This window comes from Ruegeria sp. HKCCD7296, from assembly GCF_013110775.1.
Taxonomy (GTDB): Bacteria; Pseudomonadota; Alphaproteobacteria; order Rhodobacterales; family Rhodobacteraceae; genus Ruegeria.
Genome location: NZ_WVRF01000006.1, coordinates 183,406 through 201,011 on the forward strand (window position 1 = coordinate 183,406; position 17,606 = coordinate 201,011).

A 17,606-nucleotide genomic window follows, 5' to 3' on the forward strand; every position below is an offset into this window, starting at 1 on the left:
CGTGGGCCTTTCAGATCAGCGGGGGCGGTGAATATGTGCGCTTTGGACGATGCCGAACGCAGCCATCAGCACCAGCATGGCCGATCCGCCATAGCTGACCATTGGCAGTGGTACGCCGACAACCGGGGCCATGCCCATCACCATCGACATGTTGACGGCAAAGAAAAGGAAAAAGTTCAGTGCGATGCCCAGAGTGACCAGTGAGGAAAACCGATCCTTGGTAGCAAGAGCCGTAACCATACAGAACACAAGGATCAGCGCGTAGAGGATCAACAGCGTGATACCTCCTACAAATCCGAACTCTTCCGCCAGCGTCGTGAAAATGAAGTCGGTGTGCTTTTCAGGCAGAAAATTCAAACGGGACTGTGTTCCTTGCATGAAACCGCGCCCGTTCCAGCCGCCGGACCCGAGGGCGATCTTGGACTGCGTGATATGGTACCCCGCGCCCAATGGGTCGGTCGAGGGGTCAAGAAAGGTGTCAATCCGGCGGAACTGATAGTCCTTGAGCAATTGCCAATCCGTCCCGCGGCTGTTGAACACAGCGGCGATCAAACCCACGACCGCAGCGATAACAGCCGCAAAATAAGCCCAGTGGACGCCCGCCAGAAACATCAGCCCGCCACCAGCGGCCAACAGAAGGATCGATGTGCCAAGGTCCGGTTGCTTCAGAACCAACAAGGTAGGCAGGATGATCAGTGCCACGGGGATAAAAACCCACAGCGGTCGGGATGTCTTGTGCGACGGCAGCCAGTCGTAGTAGGCCGCCAGCACCATAACCAGTGCGACCTTCATGACTTCTGATGGTTGCAAACGCATGAAACCAAGGTCGATCCAGCGCTGCGCGCCCATGCCGATGGTGCCAAACAGTTCAACAAACACCAGCAAAGCGACCGAGCCCAGATAGGCCAGAACGGACATGTTGCGCCAGAACCAGATTGGCACCAGTGCAATGATGAACATCGCTGTCAGGCCAAGACCGAACCGTTCCATCTGCGGCTCGGCCCAGGGCGTCCACGAACCACCCGCAACCGAATACAACATCAGGAATCCAGCGCTGGCCGTGCTGATCAGCAGCAGGGTCAGGGGCCAGTTCATGTAGAGGAATTTCCGGAATCCAGACGGTGTGGATTTGACGGCATATTCAAGATAGCTCATGCGCGGTCCTTTCCGTCAGGACGCGCTTTGGGACGACGGTCACCTTCAAGCCGTTTTTGCTGTTCCTTGATACGGTCCCGGTCGCCGACGGGATACGCGTCGAGTGGCGGCGTGCCGTTGTAAAGGGCCTGAAGCATGATGTCCCGCGCCACCGGGGCTGCCGCCTTGGACCCCCCGCCCCCATGTTCAACTACGACAGCAATGGCGTATTTGGGTTTGTCGTACGGGGCAAAACTGACGAACAGCGCGTGGTCGCGGCGTTCCCAGGGCAGATCCTCGTTGCGGATCACACCGGCTGCACGCTCGGCTTTGGTAATGTTGCGCACCTGACTTGTGCCGGTTTTACCCGCCATGCGGAGATCATCTGCGATGATACGGCTGCGATAAGCAGTGCCACGACGGTCGTTTGAAACGGACCACATCGCTTCGCGGATGTGTCTGAGATTGGTTGGGCTGATCGTGAGCGGTTCACCTGCACCGCTAGGCTGCTCAACCCCGTTGACAGACCGCACCAGACGGGGTGAGACCGCGCGTCCGGTGGCAATCCGCGCGGTCATGACAGCCAATTGCATGGGCGAAGCCAACATAAAGCCTTGTCCGATGGAGGCGTTTGCGGTGTCGCCGATCAGCCATTCTTCGCCATGCACCCTTTGTTTCCATTCCTGATTGGGCGCCAGTCCGGCGCGCACAGCGGACATGGGAATGTCATGCTTGATGCCCAGTCCAAGGGTGTTGGCCATCTCGGAGATTCTGTCGATGCCCACCTTTATCGCCACATCGTAATAATACACGTCGCAACTGCGTTTAAGCGAGGTATTCAGGTCCACCATACCATGACCACCACGCTTCCAGCAGTGGAAGCGACGGCTGCCAACTTTCAGATGGCCGGGGCAGTAAACGGTGTTGCCGGGGCCGACGACTCCGGCCTCAAGCGCTGCCAACGCGGTAACCATCTTAAATGTCGAACCGGGCGGGTAAGTGCCCTGGACCGTCTTGTTTGCCAACGGGCGATACTTGTCCTGTGTCAGCATACGGTAATCCGCGACCGAGATACCACGTACGAACAGGTTGGGATCGAAGCTGGGCGCCGAGGCCATTGCGCGCAGATCACCAGTTTCGCAATCGATCACGACAGCGGCGGCGCTTTCGCCAGCCAACCGGGCTTGGGCGTATTGTTGAAGGTCTGCATCGACGGACAGCTGCAAGTCGGCCCCGGGTTGGCCTTCTTGCCGGTCCAGCTCGCGCATGACACGACCGGTGGCGTTGACTTCGACACGCTTGGCGCCTGCCTTGCCGCGCAATGAGATTTCCTGCCTTGCCTCAAGACCCACCTTTCCGATCTGAAACCGGGGGATTCGCAGAACGGGTTCAGGGTCTTCGATCTGACTGAGGTCGTAGTCACTGACCGGTCCGACATATCCAACGATGTGGGCGAAGTCCTCATAGCGTGGATATTGTCGTGTCAAACCCACTTCGGGCGTGACACCCGGCAGTGCAGGGGCATTGACCGCGACTTTCGATATGTCTTCCCACGTGACCTGATCGGCCAGCGTGACCGGCAAGAACGGGGCTGAGCGGCGCATCTCGGTCATGGCCCGTTCGATCTCATCCTCGTTCAGCGGGATCAGTTCTGATAACTTGCGGATCACTTGGTCCACATCACCAGCGTCTTCGCGCACAATGACGATACGGTAGGATGGAGAGTTCTGGCCAATGATCTGCCCGTTCCGGTCATAGATCCGCCCGCGGTCCGGGGGGATTAGACGGATGTTGATGCGGTTTTCCTCGGCCAGAAGGCGATATTGATCGGCCTGATCCACCTGCATGAACCGCATACGTGCCGCTAGTCCGCCAACAAAGGCCGCTTGCAGGCCACCCAGAAGCAGAGCCCGCCTTGGCAGGCGTTTATAGGCCAGACCCTGAGACTTGGGCTTGCGTGGCTTCATGCCCGACCTCCTACAGCACTGGCATCCGACGCGGACATGCGACGGACCCCGAACACGCTTTGGCTGAGTCCCACAATGGCGGGATAGCAGGCGATCGTCAGAATAAGCTGGATCATGACGGGCCACAACGCGGCCTGTTGCACAGACAAGATCGAAAGAATGACCCTGTTCGCCAGAAAGACGCCCGTGATGACCACGCCAACGGACATCCATTCTCCGACAAAACCGGCATCTTTCATACCGGGTGCCGCCGAACGCAGATAGGCTGATCCAAAGACAACCAGTGCCGCCAAAAGACCGGGTGGGCGTTGCAGAAGAAGATCCGCCATCAACATCACGAACGCAACCAGCAGGGTTGGGACATAATCTGGGCGACGCAGCACCCAGGCAAAGGTCAGGGCAATCAGAACGTCAGGAAAGGGCCAGCGGTTGGGTTGTGCATCCAGCGGCAACAAGTGCAGGAACAGCACCAAGACGGCCAGCGCCGCAAAAAGGCCCCGCATGGCCAAGTTATGTGAGGCTGGCTTATCCATCGCCAAGTTCCTCAGGAGATAGAGCGGCTTCGGGGCGGGTGGGGCCGACGATGCCACCGGGGTCCCGAATGGTCGGGGCTGAGTTGAATCGCAGAACCCGCAAAAACTCCAGCCGTTCGAAATCAGCCGACAAGCGCACGCGCAACCGGCCACCCGGATCCGCTGCAATCTGGCCGATCAGCAGGCCAGCCGGAAACACGCCGCCGTCGCCTGAAGTAATGACGCGATCTCCGGGGCGAACCAGTTCTCGGTTCTCAAGGAACTCGACCACAGGCGCAGGCGTGTTGTCGCCTTTGATCAACGCAGTCTGACCCGATGGTTGGATGGTAGCAGGGATGGCGCTGGTGGCATCTGTCACCAGAATAACGCGGGCTGTATCGGAACCAACACCCGAGATCCGCCCAACAAGACCGATGCCGTCCATCGTGGCCCATCCATCGACGATGCCGTCGCGCTCGCCTACGTTCAGCAAAACAGATTGCCGGAAAGGCGAGCCGCTGTCGGCCATCACAACACCGGTGATATAAGTCAGGCGCGGATCAAGACGTACGTTGTTGAGATCCAACAACCGGGCGTTTTCCTGCTCTAGTTGCAGCGCGGCCTCTTTCCAGGCGCGCATCAGGCGCAATTCGCTGCGCAGTTCACGGTTTTGTTCGCTCAGGCGTTGGTAGCTTTGGAAATCGCGTACTAGATTAACGGCGGCCGTAACGGGCACCATGGCCCATTCCATCGAAGGGACGACCGTATCTACCACCTGCGCACGGAACCGTTCCACGCGCGGGCTATCAATACGCCAGACCAGAAAGATACCCAGTAAACACATAATAACGATGCCCAACAGCAAACGCCGCAAGGGGGTTGTGTAGTCATCGCGCTGTGATCGGTCTTTTGCCACAGGTTACCTTCCCGTGCTGCTCGTGCCGAATTTACCCTATGTGCAAAGGGTGCGCGCCTTAGCTTTCGTAGTCAATCGCGTGGCGCAGCTGTTTTTCATATTCTAGCGCCTTGCCGGTGCCCAAAGCCACACAATTCAGGCTTTCATCTGCAATCGACACGGCCAGACCAGTCTGTTCACGCAGGGCCAGATCCAGATCACCCAGAAGCGCACCGCCCCCGGTCAGCATCACACCCCGGTCCACAATATCTGCCGCCAGATCGGGCGGAGTGGTTTCCAGAGCGGTCATAACCGCTTCGCAAATCTGCTGTACGGGTTCCGAGAGTGCTTCGGCAACCTGAGCCTGGCTGATCTCAATTTCCTTGGGTACACCATTCAGCAGGTCGCGCCCTCGGATGTGCATCGACTGGCCACGGCCATCGTCGGGCATACGGGCGGTGCCGATGGTGGTCTTGATCCGCTCAGCGGTGGATTCACCGACCAGCAGGTTTTGTTGGCGACGCAAGTACGAGATGATGGCTTCGTCCATACGGTCGCCGCCCACGCGGACCGAGCGGGCGTAAACAATGTCACCCAGCGACAGAACCGCAACTTCGGTTGTCCCGCCGCCGATGTCGACGACCATGTTGCCGGTTGGGTCGGTGATCGGCATCCCTGCGCCAATCGCGGCTGCAATCGGTTCTGCAATAAGGCCAGCGCGGCGCGCGCCCGCTGACAGAACCGATTGACGGATCGCGCGTTTTTCGACCGGCGTCGCACCATGAGGCACACAGACGATGATCTTGGGTTTTGAGAAGGTCGAGCGCTTGTGCACTTTGCGGATGAAGTGCTTGATCATCTCTTCCGCTGTGTCGAAGTCGGCAATCACACCTTCGCGCATCGGGCGGATGGCTTCGATCGAACCGGGTGTCCGGCCCAGCATCAGCTTGGCATCCTCGCCAACTGCGAGAACCTTTTTCACACCGTCCTTGACGTGATAGGCGACCACCGAGGGTTCAGACAGGATGACACCGCGCCCCTTGACGTAAACCAGCGTGTTTGCTGTTCCAAGGTCGATAGCCATATCCGCTGTGAACAGGCCGCCCAGATTGCCAAAGATCCCCATGTTTCCCCTGATCCTGTATGTCGGTTTTTCTACTGCCCGCGACTCGACGGTTCCGGGACGGATGACTTATAGGGTGCCATCACGCCCGGTAAAAGGGCTGATTCCGCGACAATCAGCACCTTTCCGCCTTATTGATTGGGACTTTAGAAGGCAAAATGCTCTCTTATCAACACATTTACCACGCCGGCAATCTGGCTGATGTCCAAAAGCACGCATTGTTGGCCTGGGTGCTGAATTATCTGACACGCAAGGACAAGCCGCTCAGCTATATCGAAACGCATTCCGGGCGGGGTTTGTACAAGCTGGATGCGGCCGAAGCCGTGCGCACCGGCGAGGCGGCTGCAGGGATCAAGCGTGCACAGCAAGAGGGTTGGTTCGGGGATGATCATCCAATGGCGCGCGTTTTGCACCGCGTGCAGGCGCGGCACGGTTCCTCTGCCTATCCCGGATCGCCACTGGTTGCGGCCAATCTGCTGCGGGATCAGGACAGCTTGCATTTTGCGGAACTTCACCCACAAGAACATGCCGCTCTGGCCTTGGCCATGTCGCCCTTTGGGGCCAAGGTTTACCAGCAAGACGGTTTTGCGCTGGCGCAATCCCTGCTTCCACCCACACCTCGCAGGGGTATGCTGCTGATCGACCCGAGTTATGAGGTGAAAACCGATTATGACCGGCTGCCCGGGATCATCGCCAAGCTGCACCGTAAGTGGAATGTCGGTATCATTGCGCTGTGGTATCCCATCCTTTCGGATAAGCGCCACCTGCCCATGACCCGTGCTTTGAAGTTGCAAAACTACCCCAAAGCTGTCTGTCACGAGGTGACGTTCCCTCCGGTTCGTCAAGGGCATCGGATGGTCGGCTCCGGCATGTTCATCATCAACGCCCCGTTTGGCATCGAAGACGAAGTGGAACGTCTGTCCACTTTGTTTGACCAGCTTTGAAAAGAAGTTGGGCCCGGCAGCGCGCCATAAGCGCGCTGCCGGGCCCAAAGCCCAAGAAGGGACGGCGAAGCCGGGCCGCCGCGGGTGCGGGAGCCCTTGGGCCGTTCAGGTCAGGTCTTTATAGCTGATCTCACGCGTATCAGCACCGGGACCCGCTTTTTCGCGCCGTACGATCAGGCGGTTCAGCGCGTGGATATACGCTTTGGCCGAGGCCACCACCGTGTCTGTATTGGCTGACTGGCCTGTGGCGATCATTCCATCCTCGCTCAGGCGAACAGACACTGTGGCTTGCGCATCGGTGCCTTCGGTGACCGCATGAACCTGATACAGCTGAAGGCGGGCGGTGTTGGGATAGATTGCCCGTATCGCTTTGAAGGTCGCGTCCACCGGTCCGTCACCATGTTCAGTGGCGATAACGTCCTTGCCGTCCATTTCCAACTCGACCGTGGATTCCGCCTGACCACCTGTACCGCAGGTCACTTTCATCGAGACAAGCTGAAGATAATCATCGTGATCATCCATCGTCATCAACGCGATGAGGTCGTCGTCAAACACCTCTTTCTTGCGGTCGGCCAGATCCTTGAATCGCACGAAGATGTCTTTGAGTTGGTTGTCACCAACCTCAAAACCCAAAGTCTCAAGCTTGTCGCGCAGCGCCGCGCGGCCCGAGTGTTTGCCCAGCGGCAGAGAAGTACCGGACAGGCCAATGTCCTCGGGGCGCATGATTTCAAAGTTTTCGCGGTTCTTGAGCATCCCGTCTTGATGGATGCCGCTTTCATGCGCAAAGGCGTTCTTGCCAACAATGGCCTTGTTGAACTGCACGTTGAACCCCGACACTGTCGCCACGCGACGGGAGATATGCATGATCTTGGTGGTGTCGATACCGGTGTGCCAAGGCATGATGTCATTGCGGGTGCGCAGGGCCATCACGACTTCTTCCAACGCGGTGTTGCCCGCACGTTCGCCCAACCCGTTGATGGTGCATTCGATCTGACGCGCGCCACCAGCGACTGCGGCCAGCGAGTTCGCGGTCGCCATGCCCAGGTCGTTGTGGCAATGGGTGGCAAAGATCACCTCATCCGCGCCCGGAACCGTTTCGATCAGGCGTTTGATCAGGTCAGCGCTTTCGACCGGTGCGGTGTATCCCACAGTATCTGGAATGTTGATCGTGGTAGCCCCGGCTTTGATTGCAATCTCGATTACGCGGCACAGGTAGTCCCACTCCGTCCGCGTCGCATCCATAGGCGACCACTGTACGTTTTCGCACAGATTACGCGCGTGGCTGACCGTTTCGTGGATCTTGTCGGCCATCTCATCCATTGTCAGATTCGGAATGGCGCGGTGCAGCGGAGAAGTGCCGATAAACGTGTGAATCCGGTTTTGCTCGGCGTGTTTCACCGCCTCCCAACAGCGATCAATGTCGGCGAAGTTAGCGCGCGCCAGACCGCAGATGCGGCTATTTTTCGCGCGTTGGGCGATCTCGGACACCGCCTTGAAATCACCCTCGGACGCGATTGGAAAGCCAGCCTCGATGATGTCGACGCCCATTTCGTCCAGCAGCTCGGCAATCTCCAGCTTTTCGTCATGGGTCATGGTCGCTCCGGGGCTCTGCTCGCCGTCGCGCAAAGTGGTATCGAAGATCAAGACGCGGTCTTGGTCGGTCACGTTTGTCATGGGAATCTCTTTCTTGTCTGTCCTAAAGCCTTCTTGGCGCGCTGGCGTCCTCCTCTGAGCGGGCGCGCCGGATGGCACGCTCAGAGGCGGATTAGGATCAGTAGGCCACGCAGAGACGCACCGCGCATGGCGGTGTCGGCACAAAGGATATCTGCATGGTTGATCATGGGATTGAGGTTATACAGAGCCCGGCAGGAATGAAAAGACCAATTTGCGCCCGAGGGGTCCTGCGCTGGCTTTCTCATTCCAGACCAACTTGATTGTGCCCTCTGCGCAGCTAGCTGGATGCAGATGAAAACAGCATTGATCATCGGAGCCTCGGGCGGCATTGGCGCTGCGGTTTGTACTACCTTAGAGTCGCAAGGCGTCTCGGTAACGGGTCTGTCGCGGTCAATGGATGGGTTCGATCTGACTGACCCTGACCATGCGTTGCCGATCATTGATGGGCTGTCCGATCCCTTTGACTTGATACTGGTCGCATCCGGAGCGTTGGAGATCGAAGGCGCTGCACCGGAAAAGACAATTCGTGCGGTTTCAGCCAAGGCGATGATGGATCAATTTGCACTCAACGCGGTAGGTCCGGCTTTGGTGCTGAGCCGGGCACACAGGCTTTTGCCCCGCAAGGGGCGGTCGGTTTTTGCGGTTCTCTCAGCGCGTGTAGGATCCATCGCGGACAATCGGATGGGCGGCTGGATCAGCTACCGGGCCGCCAAGGCTGCGGTAAATCAGGTTGTCCATACCTCAGCCATCGAGCTGTCGCGGACGCATAAGCAGGCGATTTGTGTCGCCTTGCATCCAGGGACCGTGAAAACTGCGTTCACTCAGAAGTACTTGAATCGGCATCCCGCCGTCGAGCCGGAGGTCGCCGCCCAAAACCTGTTATCCGTGATCAATGGACTGACGCCAGAGGATACCGGCGGTTTCTTTGATTGGGCCGGGCAACCCGTTCCTTGGTGAGCGTTTACCCGTCGGAGGCCTCGGGCGTTTCGGCCTGATCATCCGGCGCGGGCTGTGGATCCGGCGTGTCTGACTCGCTTTGCTGGTCAGAGGCACGGCCCGGCAAGACTCCGTTTTCCCAAATACCAGTTTCTTCCTGCCCGTTGGCATAGCGCATCGTTCCGCTGCCCTGGCGCTTGTTATCGACAAAATTGCCTTCGTACACATCGCCGTTCGAATAAGTGGCGACGCCGACGCCTTCGATCTTACCTTCGGACCAGTCGCCCACGTATTTGAAGCCAGCGGGGGTCACGATTTCCCCTTTGCCATGTCGTTTTCCGTTCAGAAAATCACCGTTATAGATGGTCCCGTCGGAATAGGTCGCTTTGCCTTTGCCCTGGCGAACGCCATCGACCCAGTCGCCGTCATAGACCGAACCGTCCGCGCGTGTCACGACGCCCTTGCCATGGCTTTGCGCGTTCTTGAACTGGCCCTTGTAGATCATTCCGTTGGCATAAGTGGCCGTGCCCTGACCCTCGATCACGCCCGCGATCCAATCACCTTCATAGGTTGACCCATCAGGATAGGTGATGCGGCCCGTACCCTCGGCCAAATCGGCAACAAAATCGCCGACATAAACCGAGCCATCGGGATAAGTCAGCTCTCCCAGACCTTCGATCTGTCCCTGGTTCCAGTCGCCGGTATACACAAAGCCGTCCGTGCCGGTGAACGTGCCCTTGCCCTGGCGGCGATCATCGACAAAGTCGCCTTCGTACACGTCGCCTTGCGCGTGGGTCACTTTGCCTTTGCCCTGACGGCGCCCTTCTACCAGTTCGCCCTCGTAGACATCGCCATTGGCATAGGTCAGGCGACCGGTGCCGGTGATCTGATCCTGCGCCCATTCACCGGAATATATCATGCCGTCGGGAATGGTTTGCGTGCCCGTGCCATCGCGCAAACCTGCACTGACGTCGCCTTCGTACACGCTGCCGTCCGCGTAGGTGACTTTGGCCTTGCCCTGCCGCTGACCATCAACCCAGTCGCCATCATAGATGTATCCGTCGGGAAAAGTCAGAATGCCTTTGCCGTGCCGCTGGGCGTTTTTGAACTCACCTTCATAGCGCGTGCCATTTGCAAATTCTGCAACTCCCGTACCGTTGATCGACCCGTTGGACCATTCGCCGTCATAGCTGCTGCCATTGGCGTAAACGATCTTACCGCGCCCTTCGGGTTGGCCTTTGGCAAAACTGCCTTCATAGATCGACCCGTCCGGATAGCGGGTCAAGCCCTGACCCTGAATCTCGCCTTCAACCCACTGGCCCGTGTATTCAAACCCGTTGGGCAGCCTGTACGTCCCCGTCCCGTGACGCAAACCGTTTTCATAGGTGCCTTCATAGACGCCGCCAACCTCGTCATCTTTGACGATGACCGTTCCGTCCTGCGCAAACGCTGTCGCCGCGGACAGACTTAGCCCCGCTGCCAAAATCGAGTATCGGATCACGTTCATTTTCGGTCCTGCCTGCCGGGTCATCGCTGGTTGCATCTTTGAAAGCAAAACTAGGATACCGTCGAAGGCAGGGCAACGGCTTTTGCCGCATTGGCCTTTTACTCGCGCGGTGATCTGCTAAATGGCAATAGGACTGACGAGGCAAGAGGGCAGCATGGCCGACCGTTTCCGCATCACTTTGGCGCAACTGAACCCAACCGTGGGCGACATCGAAGGCAACGCAGACAAGGCCGTTTCCGCATGGGAGCAAGGCAAGGCGGCCGGTGCTGATCTGGTGGCTTTCCCCGAGATGTTCATCACCGGGTACAACACGCAGGATCTGATCCAGAAGCCAGTGTTTCACCGTGCGGCCATGGCGGCGGTCGAGGCGTTGGCCAAAACATGCGCAGACGGACCAGCGATTGCCATTGGCGCGCCTTGGGCGGAAGAGGACAAGTTGTTCAACGCCTACCTGATCCTCAAAAACGGGCGGATCACCAGCAAGGTTTTGAAACATCATTTGCCGAACGAAACCGTTTTTGACGAAGTGCGCCTGTACGATGCCGGACCGTTGGGTGGGCCGTATTCAGTTGGAAACTTCCGTATAGGCAGCCCGATTTGCGAGGATGGCTGGCACCCGGACGTCGCAGAAACGCTCGAGGAAACCGGGGCCGAGTTTCTGCTGATCCCCAACGGATCGCCCTATTTCCGCAACAAGTATGACGTGCGCCTAAATCACATGGTGGCACGGGTTGTCGAAACAGGTCTGCCGCTGATTTACCTGAACATGGTGGGCGGGCAGGACGATCAGGTTTTTGACGGTGCTAGCTTTGGCCTGAACCCGGGTGGAGAGCTGGCCTTCCGGATGCCTGTTTTTGACGAAACTGTCTCACAAGTGGACCTTGAGCGTGGTGACGATGGCTGGCGGATTACGCCGGCCGAAATCGTTCCTCAGCCAGATGTATGGGAGCAGGATTACCGCGCGATGGTGCAATCGCTGCGGGACTATATGGGCAAGACGGGTTTCAAAAAGGCGCTTCTTGGTCTGTCAGGCGGGGTCGATTCTGCCTTGGTGGCGGCCATCGCGGTTGACGCCATCGGGGCCGAAAACGTGCGCTGTGTGATGTTGCCATCGGAATATACCAGCCAGGCTTCGCTGGATGATGCCGAGGCCGTCGCCAAGGCGCTGGGCGTGCACTATGATTTTGTGCCGATTTCCGAGGGCCGGGCCGCGGTAACGAATACTCTGGCGCCTTTGTTTGCAGGGCTGGACGAAGGACTGACCGAGGAAAATATTCAGTCTCGCCTGCGTGGACTGTTGCTGATGGCGATCTCGAACAAGTTTGGTGAAATGCTGTTGACCACGGGCAACAAGTCCGAGGTCGCAGTGGGCTATGCCACGATCTATGGCGACATGAATGGCGGTTATAATCCGATCAAAGATCTGTACAAAACCCGCGTGTTTGAAACCTGCCGTTGGCGCAACGTCAATCATCGTGACTGGATGATGGGTCCCAAGTGCGAGGTGATCCGCCCGTCCATTATCGACAAACCGCCAAGTGCCGAGCTGCGCGCAGACCAGAAGGACAGCGACAGCTTGCCCGACTACCCGGTTCTGGACGGTATCCTTGAGATTTTGGTCGATCAGGATGGCTCAATCGCCGACTGCGTCGCTGCCGGGTATGACGTAGCCGAGGCCCGGCGGGTCGAACATCTGATTTACATCAGTGAATACAAACGGTTCCAGTCTGCCCCCGGTACGCGCCTCAGCAAGCGGGCGTTCTGGCTGGATCGGCGCTATCCAATTGTGAATCGATGGCGCGATCGGACCTGAAAACCAGGGGCCGGACGGCCAGTTTGGAAACAGTGTATATAGATTAGGCAAAATTGTATCCCAAGTGTGAGAAATTGATTGTGATTTGAGGCGGTTACGGCTGCCTCAAGCTTGCCTGCGCGACATTTTTCTGCCACATTTTTGCTTAGAAGTTGCCCGATGTGGGGCGGGTGCGACGCAATTTAATCTGTACGCGTAAAATTGGTTCGCGGTACGAGCGACGCATCCCGGGTTAGATGTCTGAGTGAACGGTGTGGTGGTAAAATGTACAAGGAATATGACAATTCGCTTCATACACCTTTGAAATGGCGGTCTATAGAGACGCAGCCGCAAGAATTGGATGAAGAAAAGCTGGATGCGGCGATCGCCAATCTAATGGAGGAACAGCGAGAATTGGATGAGCTTGCTGCACTCAATTTCCGAACCGAGTTTCCGAGGTTGCTGCCGCAAAAGGAAGTAACAAATCAAGCGGCATCCAAACAAAACGGGTTGTCGGCGATCTTGCGCCAGAAATGGGCAGAGTTGTCCGGCGCGGCCTAATACGCTCGTTGCTGACACCGATTTCGGCACCTGGGCCACAGGTGTCGAAAATACTGCAACAACGCTCGGAATTCACATTGCCTATACGCGGCGGGCAGGTCTCCATACTGGTCCAAGCGACCGATGTAAGACCTATTGATGACCGCACCCAAACCGACCCCAGTTGAATCTGATCTGGCTCTGCCCAAACATGTGGATGTTGTTGTTATTGGCGGTGGCATCATCGGCGTTTCAACGGCATTGGAGCTAGCTGAACGCGGCGCTTCTGTTCTTTTGTGTGAAAAGGGTCAGATTGCAGCAGAGCAGAGTTCGCGCAATTGGGGTTGGGTGCGTCTGGGTATGCGAGACCCAAGGGAAATTCCCCTGATGCAAGAGGCGTTGCGCATCTGGCAAACGCTGGACGAGCGTTTGGGGCGCGAAACAGGCTATACCCAATCCGGCATCCTTTTTGGGGCCTCTGGCGCAAGAGACGCAGCCAACCTGCAAAAGTGGATGCGCCATGTTGAGGGATTGCAGACCGGGGCCAGGATAGTGTCCGGCGGTGAGCTTTCCGATTTGCTGCAAGGGCACCAAACAGGTTTGACAACAGCGCTTTACATGCCGCAGGACGGTCGTGCCGAGCCGCAATGGGCTGCTCCGGCTATTGCCGAGGCTGCACGAGACCGGGGCGCTGTGATCATGACGCAATGTGCAGTCCGCAGCGTCGAAACCAAGGATGGGCACATTTCCGGTGTCTTTACCGAGCGTGGAAAAGTGGTTTGCGGACGCGTCGTTCTGGCGGGTGGGGCCTGGTCGCGGTTGTTTGCTGGCAACGCGGGCGTCGAGCTGCCGCAACTCAAGGTTTTGAACACAGTGCTTCGCACATCCCCCGTGCACGATGGGCCTGGACCCGCGTTGTGGTCCGACGATTTTGCGATCCGCAAGCGCGCTGACGGCGGCTATACCATTGCGTCTGGCCACGAAAACACGGTGGACATTGTGCCCGACAGCTTCCGGCTTGCGAAACGGTTCTTGCCTGCCTTTGCGCAGGAGTGGAAATCCTTGCGCTTTCGCCTGTCCAGACGCTGGGCGATCGAAGCGCGACACGATCGGCACTGGCTGCCCACCGATGTGACCCCGTTCGAGCAGTGCCGAAATTTGAACCCTGAGCCATCGCAGAAAGTGTTGCGGCACGCTTGGAGCCGCGCCTGCAAAGGGTTCCCGGCGCTTATGAACAGCGAAGTTGTGCAAAGTTGGGCTGGAATGATCGACGTTACGCCTGACGCCATTCCGGTGATCTCAGGTGTTGATGAGTTGCCGGGCCTATTCATTGGCACAGGATTCTCTGGCCATGGATTTGGCATTGGTCCGGGCGCCGGACGGTTGATCGCCGATCTTGTCGCTGAAACGACGCCTTGCGTGGATCCGGCCGCGTTTCGCCTTTCGCGGTTCACCGACGGCTCGAAAGTGAGGCCGGATCCGGGGTATTAACGGCTTAGCCCATCATCTGATAGCTGACCGGGACAAAGCGGAAACCGTCGCCTCGGGTTTCGACAAAGCCCGCGCCGGGGAACGGCATGTGATAGCCGACCATCGGTACCTTATCTGCCGCCAGCATCCCCAGAACGTTGCGACGCGCGGCTGTTGCTGCTGCCTTGTCCATGTCAAATCGGACCTCCCATTCGGGATGCGCGAAAGACCAGACATAGTGGTTGGCCAGATCTGCCGTCAGGATAAGGCGCTGTCCGTTGCTTTCCAGATGATACACGGTGTGACCTGGCGTGTGGCCATACGCGGCGACTGCCGTGATGCCTGACGTCACTTCGCCACTGTCGCCGATAAAGCTCATCTTTTCTGCCAGTGGGGTTACCTTGGCGGCCACCAGATCGCCGACGCGGTTGCCCGCCTCCTGCGCCGCCCAGAAATCATATTCGGGCGCAGCGGTCACGTAACGCGCATTTGCAAATGTAGGCGCGTCGTTGGTGGTCATGCCTCCGATGTGATCAGGATGCATGTGTGTCAGCACCACGACGTCGATTTGGTCCGGCGTCACGCCTGCATCGGCCAGAGCTGCCTGAATGCCACCTTGTCCCAATCCGGTGTCAAAAAGAACCAGTTCAGAACCTGTGTTGACCAGTGAAGGGGTAAAGAAAAACTGGGCTGCATCTGCCGGAATGAAATTGTCCGCTGAAACCTTGGCGAATTCCTCATCTGTCGCTCCACCGCCAAAGATCTCTTTGGCACCGTCGCGTGCAATGCTGCCATCCAGCAGCGTGGTTACCGTAAAGTCGCCCAGCGTGAAGGACTTGGCGATGGTCGAGTTTGCTTTGGTGCCCGAGCCTGCAGCCAGAAGCGGTGAAGCGGCAGACGCAAATGGCAAAGCTGCGGCTGCGCCCAACGCGGCGCGGCGTGTAAGATTGAAAGTCATTTTGGGGTCTCCCTTTAGGTGCCAGCGTCAAATAGATAGGACGGAACAGGGCGGCTGCCACTCCACGTTCGCGTGAGCGGGCCTGCGACTGGACAAAACACGCGTCTTATGACAAGAGCCGCGCCAACAGGAGACACCCATGACAACCACCCGTTTCGCCCCGTCGCCCACCGGATACATCCATGTGGGCAACCTGCGCACCGCCCTGATGAACTATCTGATCGCTCGCAAGGCGGGCGGTACATTCATCCTGCGAATTGACGACACCGATCCCGAGCGCTCGAAAGAAGAATATGTCGATGCCATCAAGCGGGATCTGGAGTGGCTGGGTCTGCACTGGGACAAGGTTGAACGCCAGTCTGAGCGCTTGGATCGCTATGCCGAAGCTGCGGACAAGCTGCGTGAGATGGGTCGGTTCTATGAGGCGTTTGAGACGCCGACCGAGCTGGACTTGAAACGCAAGAAGCAACTGAACATGGGCAAGCCACCGGTCTATGACCGGGCCGCGCTGAACCTGTCAGATGCCGAGAAAGACGCCCTGCGCGCCGAACGTGGCAACGGTGTATGGCGCTTCAAGCTGGATCATGAGCGTATCGAATGGACTGATGGTATTCTGGGCGACATCTCGATTGATGCTGCTTCAGTTTCTGACCCCGTGCTGATCCGCGGTGACGGTCAGGTGCTTTACACGATTGCGTCCGTTGTGGACGATACCGAAATGGGTGTAACCGATGTGGTGCGGGGGTCGGACCACGTGACCAACACCGCTACGCAGATCCAGATCATCGAAGCGCTGGGCGGCCAGTGCCCCCGTTTTGCCCACCACTCGCTACTGACCGGCCCGCAGGGTGAGGCCCTTTCGAAACGTTTGGGCACGCTGGCGTTGCGCGACCTGCGCGAACAGGGCGTGCAGCCGATGGCTTTGTTGAGCCTGATGGCGCGTCTGGGGTCGTCTGACCCGGTTGAGTTGCGCTCGGACATGGCGGAACTGATCGAAGGGTTTGATGTGAACCGGTTTGGTGCGGCACCGACCAAGTTTGACGTACAGGACCTGTTCCCTCTGACCGCAAAGCACCTGCAATCGCTGCCGCTGACAGATGTAGCTGATGCGGTGGAAGACGCTGGAGTTCCGGCTGATTTGGCGGAACCCTTCTGGGCAATGGCGCGCGAAAACATCACCACTCTGGCTGATCTGAAAGGCTGGTGGGAACTGTGCCGCGATGGGGCCGAACCATTGATTGCCGATGAAGATCGAGAGTTTATTGCCGAAGCGGTCGCTTTGTTGCCCGATGGCCCGTTTGATGGCGAGACCTGGGGTACTTGGACCAAAGCGGTGAAAGAGGCAACAGGCCGCAAGGGCAAGGGCCTGTTCATGCCGCTGCGCAAAGCCCTGACCGGGATGGAGCGGGGGCCGGAAATGGCGGCTCTACTGCCCTTGCTGCAGGTGATCCGCGCACGGGGCTGAATGCTCCGTACCGAAACGGTATGAATTTAGAATTTGAAAGAGGCAGGAAATTCGTCTGCCTCTTTTTGTTGATGTGGCTGGATTATCTTTACCGATGCGCGCTTCAGGCGGTTATCTACAAATGCTGTCTCGTCAGGTTTGAGCAGTTGGTGACGGGGATATTTCGGCTCGGCCCGATCATTCACAACAGGCGCGTCCCAGCCGTCGGTTGTGGCAAAGAACCGGTCCGCACCATCTGGTCCAAACGCCCTCAGGTATCCCTGCACAACCACATCGATATAACTGAGCAGCAAGGGATGGTGATTGCTGGGCGCGGTGTGCCGGTCATGGGGCACCGCATAAACCGCGATTTCGACATCATGCGTCAGGGTGTGTGAAATCGAATTCGTTGCCGGAACCCGGTCATAGGCCCATTCCCGCTGATCCAGTGCGGCCCAGTCGTTTTTTGGCACATGCGCGATCATTCCTTCGATCTCAGCCTCGGGGTCGGGAACTGCGGTCAGGAACGCGACCGGGCGCAGATCGGTATGACGCCACGCCCGCCTCCAGCCTTTCAGTTTTGCCGGACGCGGGTCGGGAAAATCATGTGTGGCGAGGTTCACAAGGCTGCCATAGCCAAAGAAATAGGGGTCAGGCATGGATAAGGCGTCCTTTTGATCGATTGATGTATGTCAAACCGCTTTTTTCCC

Annotated in this window: 15 protein-coding genes; 6 read left to right on the forward strand and 9 right to left on the reverse strand. The window is 58.0% G+C overall.

Going from position 1 to position 17,606, the window contains the following annotated elements; translation table 11 throughout:
• Window positions 1-15 precede the first annotated feature (15 nt).
• From rodA to GS632_RS10950, 5 genes are read right to left on the reverse strand one after another with little or no spacing between them, the layout of a single operon-like run.
• Window positions 16-1,155, reverse strand: coding sequence for a rod shape-determining protein RodA (gene rodA, locus GS632_RS10930; protein ID WP_171179247.1), 1,140 nt, complete (start codon window positions 1,153-1,155; stop codon window positions 16-18).
• On the reverse strand, window positions 1,152-3,101 hold the full coding sequence (mrdA, locus tag GS632_RS10935) for a penicillin-binding protein 2 (RefSeq protein WP_171179250.1): 1,950 nt from the start codon (window positions 3,099-3,101) through the stop codon (window positions 1,152-1,154). Before mrdA ends, rodA begins: the two co-directional genes overlap by 4 nt.
• Window positions 3,098-3,634, reverse strand: a complete 537-nt coding sequence (locus GS632_RS10940) for a rod shape-determining protein MreD (RefSeq protein WP_171179252.1) — start codon at window positions 3,632-3,634, stop codon at window positions 3,098-3,100. Before GS632_RS10940 ends, mrdA begins: the two co-directional genes overlap by 4 nt.
• Window positions 3,627-4,529 carry a rod shape-determining protein MreC gene (mreC, locus tag GS632_RS10945; protein ID WP_171179254.1) on the reverse strand — a complete coding sequence of 301 codons (903 nt, stop codon included), beginning with the start codon at window positions 4,527-4,529 and terminating at the stop codon, window positions 3,627-3,629. The genes GS632_RS10940 and mreC overlap by 8 nt, the downstream gene beginning before the upstream one ends.
• A gap of 58 nt (window positions 4,530-4,587) precedes the next feature.
• Window positions 4,588-5,634 (reverse strand): rod shape-determining protein, encoded by a 1,047-nt coding sequence (locus tag GS632_RS10950; RefSeq protein WP_039523195.1) that lies wholly within the window; start codon window positions 5,632-5,634, stop codon window positions 4,588-4,590.
• Window positions 5,635-5,789: 155 nt separating this feature from the next.
• Here GS632_RS10950 and GS632_RS10955 point away from each other — a divergent pair, with 155 nt between their 5' ends.
• Window positions 5,790-6,575 (forward strand): 23S rRNA (adenine(2030)-N(6))-methyltransferase RlmJ, encoded by a 786-nt coding sequence (locus tag GS632_RS10955; protein ID WP_171179256.1) that lies wholly within the window; start codon window positions 5,790-5,792, stop codon window positions 6,573-6,575.
• A gap of 105 nt (window positions 6,576-6,680) precedes the next feature.
• Here GS632_RS10955 and GS632_RS10960 read toward each other — a convergent pair whose 3' ends face one another.
• A complete protein-coding gene (locus tag GS632_RS10960) occupies window positions 6,681-8,249 on the reverse strand; it encodes a 2-isopropylmalate synthase (RefSeq protein ID WP_171179258.1) in 1,569 nt (522 codons plus the stop codon).
• Between the two features lie 291 nt (window positions 8,250-8,540).
• Here GS632_RS10960 and GS632_RS10965 point away from each other — a divergent pair, with 291 nt between their 5' ends.
• Window positions 8,541-9,206 (forward strand): SDR family NAD(P)-dependent oxidoreductase, encoded by a 666-nt coding sequence (locus GS632_RS10965; protein ID WP_171179260.1) that lies wholly within the window; start codon window positions 8,541-8,543, stop codon window positions 9,204-9,206.
• A gap of 4 nt (window positions 9,207-9,210) precedes the next feature.
• On the opposite strand, the gene GS632_RS10970 is transcribed toward GS632_RS10965, so the two are convergent.
• Window positions 9,211-10,692, reverse strand: coding sequence for an MORN repeat-containing protein (locus tag GS632_RS10970; protein WP_171721769.1), 1,482 nt, complete (start codon window positions 10,690-10,692; stop codon window positions 9,211-9,213).
• 154 nt (window positions 10,693-10,846) lie between these two features.
• On the opposite strand from GS632_RS10970, the gene GS632_RS10975 reads away from it, so the two are divergent.
• The 3 genes from GS632_RS10975 (at window position 10,847) to GS632_RS10985 (ending at window position 14,515) form a co-directional block, all read left to right on the forward strand.
• Complete coding sequence (locus GS632_RS10975; RefSeq protein WP_171179265.1) at window positions 10,847-12,505, forward strand: NAD+ synthase; 1,659 nt, start codon at window positions 10,847-10,849, stop codon at window positions 12,503-12,505.
• A gap of 264 nt (window positions 12,506-12,769) precedes the next feature.
• Complete coding sequence (locus GS632_RS10980; RefSeq protein WP_171179267.1) at window positions 12,770-13,045, forward strand: hypothetical protein; 276 nt, start codon at window positions 12,770-12,772, stop codon at window positions 13,043-13,045.
• Window positions 13,046-13,183: 138 nt separating this feature from the next.
• A complete protein-coding gene (locus GS632_RS10985) occupies window positions 13,184-14,515 on the forward strand; it encodes an FAD-binding oxidoreductase (protein WP_171721768.1) in 1,332 nt (443 codons plus the stop codon).
• A 4-nt stretch (window positions 14,516-14,519) separates the two neighbouring features.
• On the opposite strand, the gene GS632_RS10990 is transcribed toward GS632_RS10985, so the two are convergent.
• Complete coding sequence (locus tag GS632_RS10990) at window positions 14,520-15,452, reverse strand: MBL fold metallo-hydrolase (RefSeq protein WP_171238482.1); 933 nt, start codon at window positions 15,450-15,452, stop codon at window positions 14,520-14,522.
• A 139-nt stretch (window positions 15,453-15,591) separates the two neighbouring features.
• Here GS632_RS10990 and gltX point away from each other — a divergent pair, with 139 nt between their 5' ends.
• Entirely contained in the window at window positions 15,592-16,917 is a 1,326-nt protein-coding gene (gene gltX / locus GS632_RS10995) for a glutamate--tRNA ligase (protein ID WP_171238481.1), read from the forward strand.
• 26 nt (window positions 16,918-16,943) lie between these two features.
• Here gltX and GS632_RS11000 read toward each other — a convergent pair whose 3' ends face one another.
• Window positions 16,944-17,555 carry a gamma-glutamylcyclotransferase family protein gene (locus tag GS632_RS11000; protein ID WP_171179275.1) on the reverse strand — a complete coding sequence of 204 codons (612 nt, stop codon included), beginning with the start codon at window positions 17,553-17,555 and terminating at the stop codon, window positions 16,944-16,946.
• Between the last annotated feature and the right edge of the window lie 51 nt (window positions 17,556-17,606).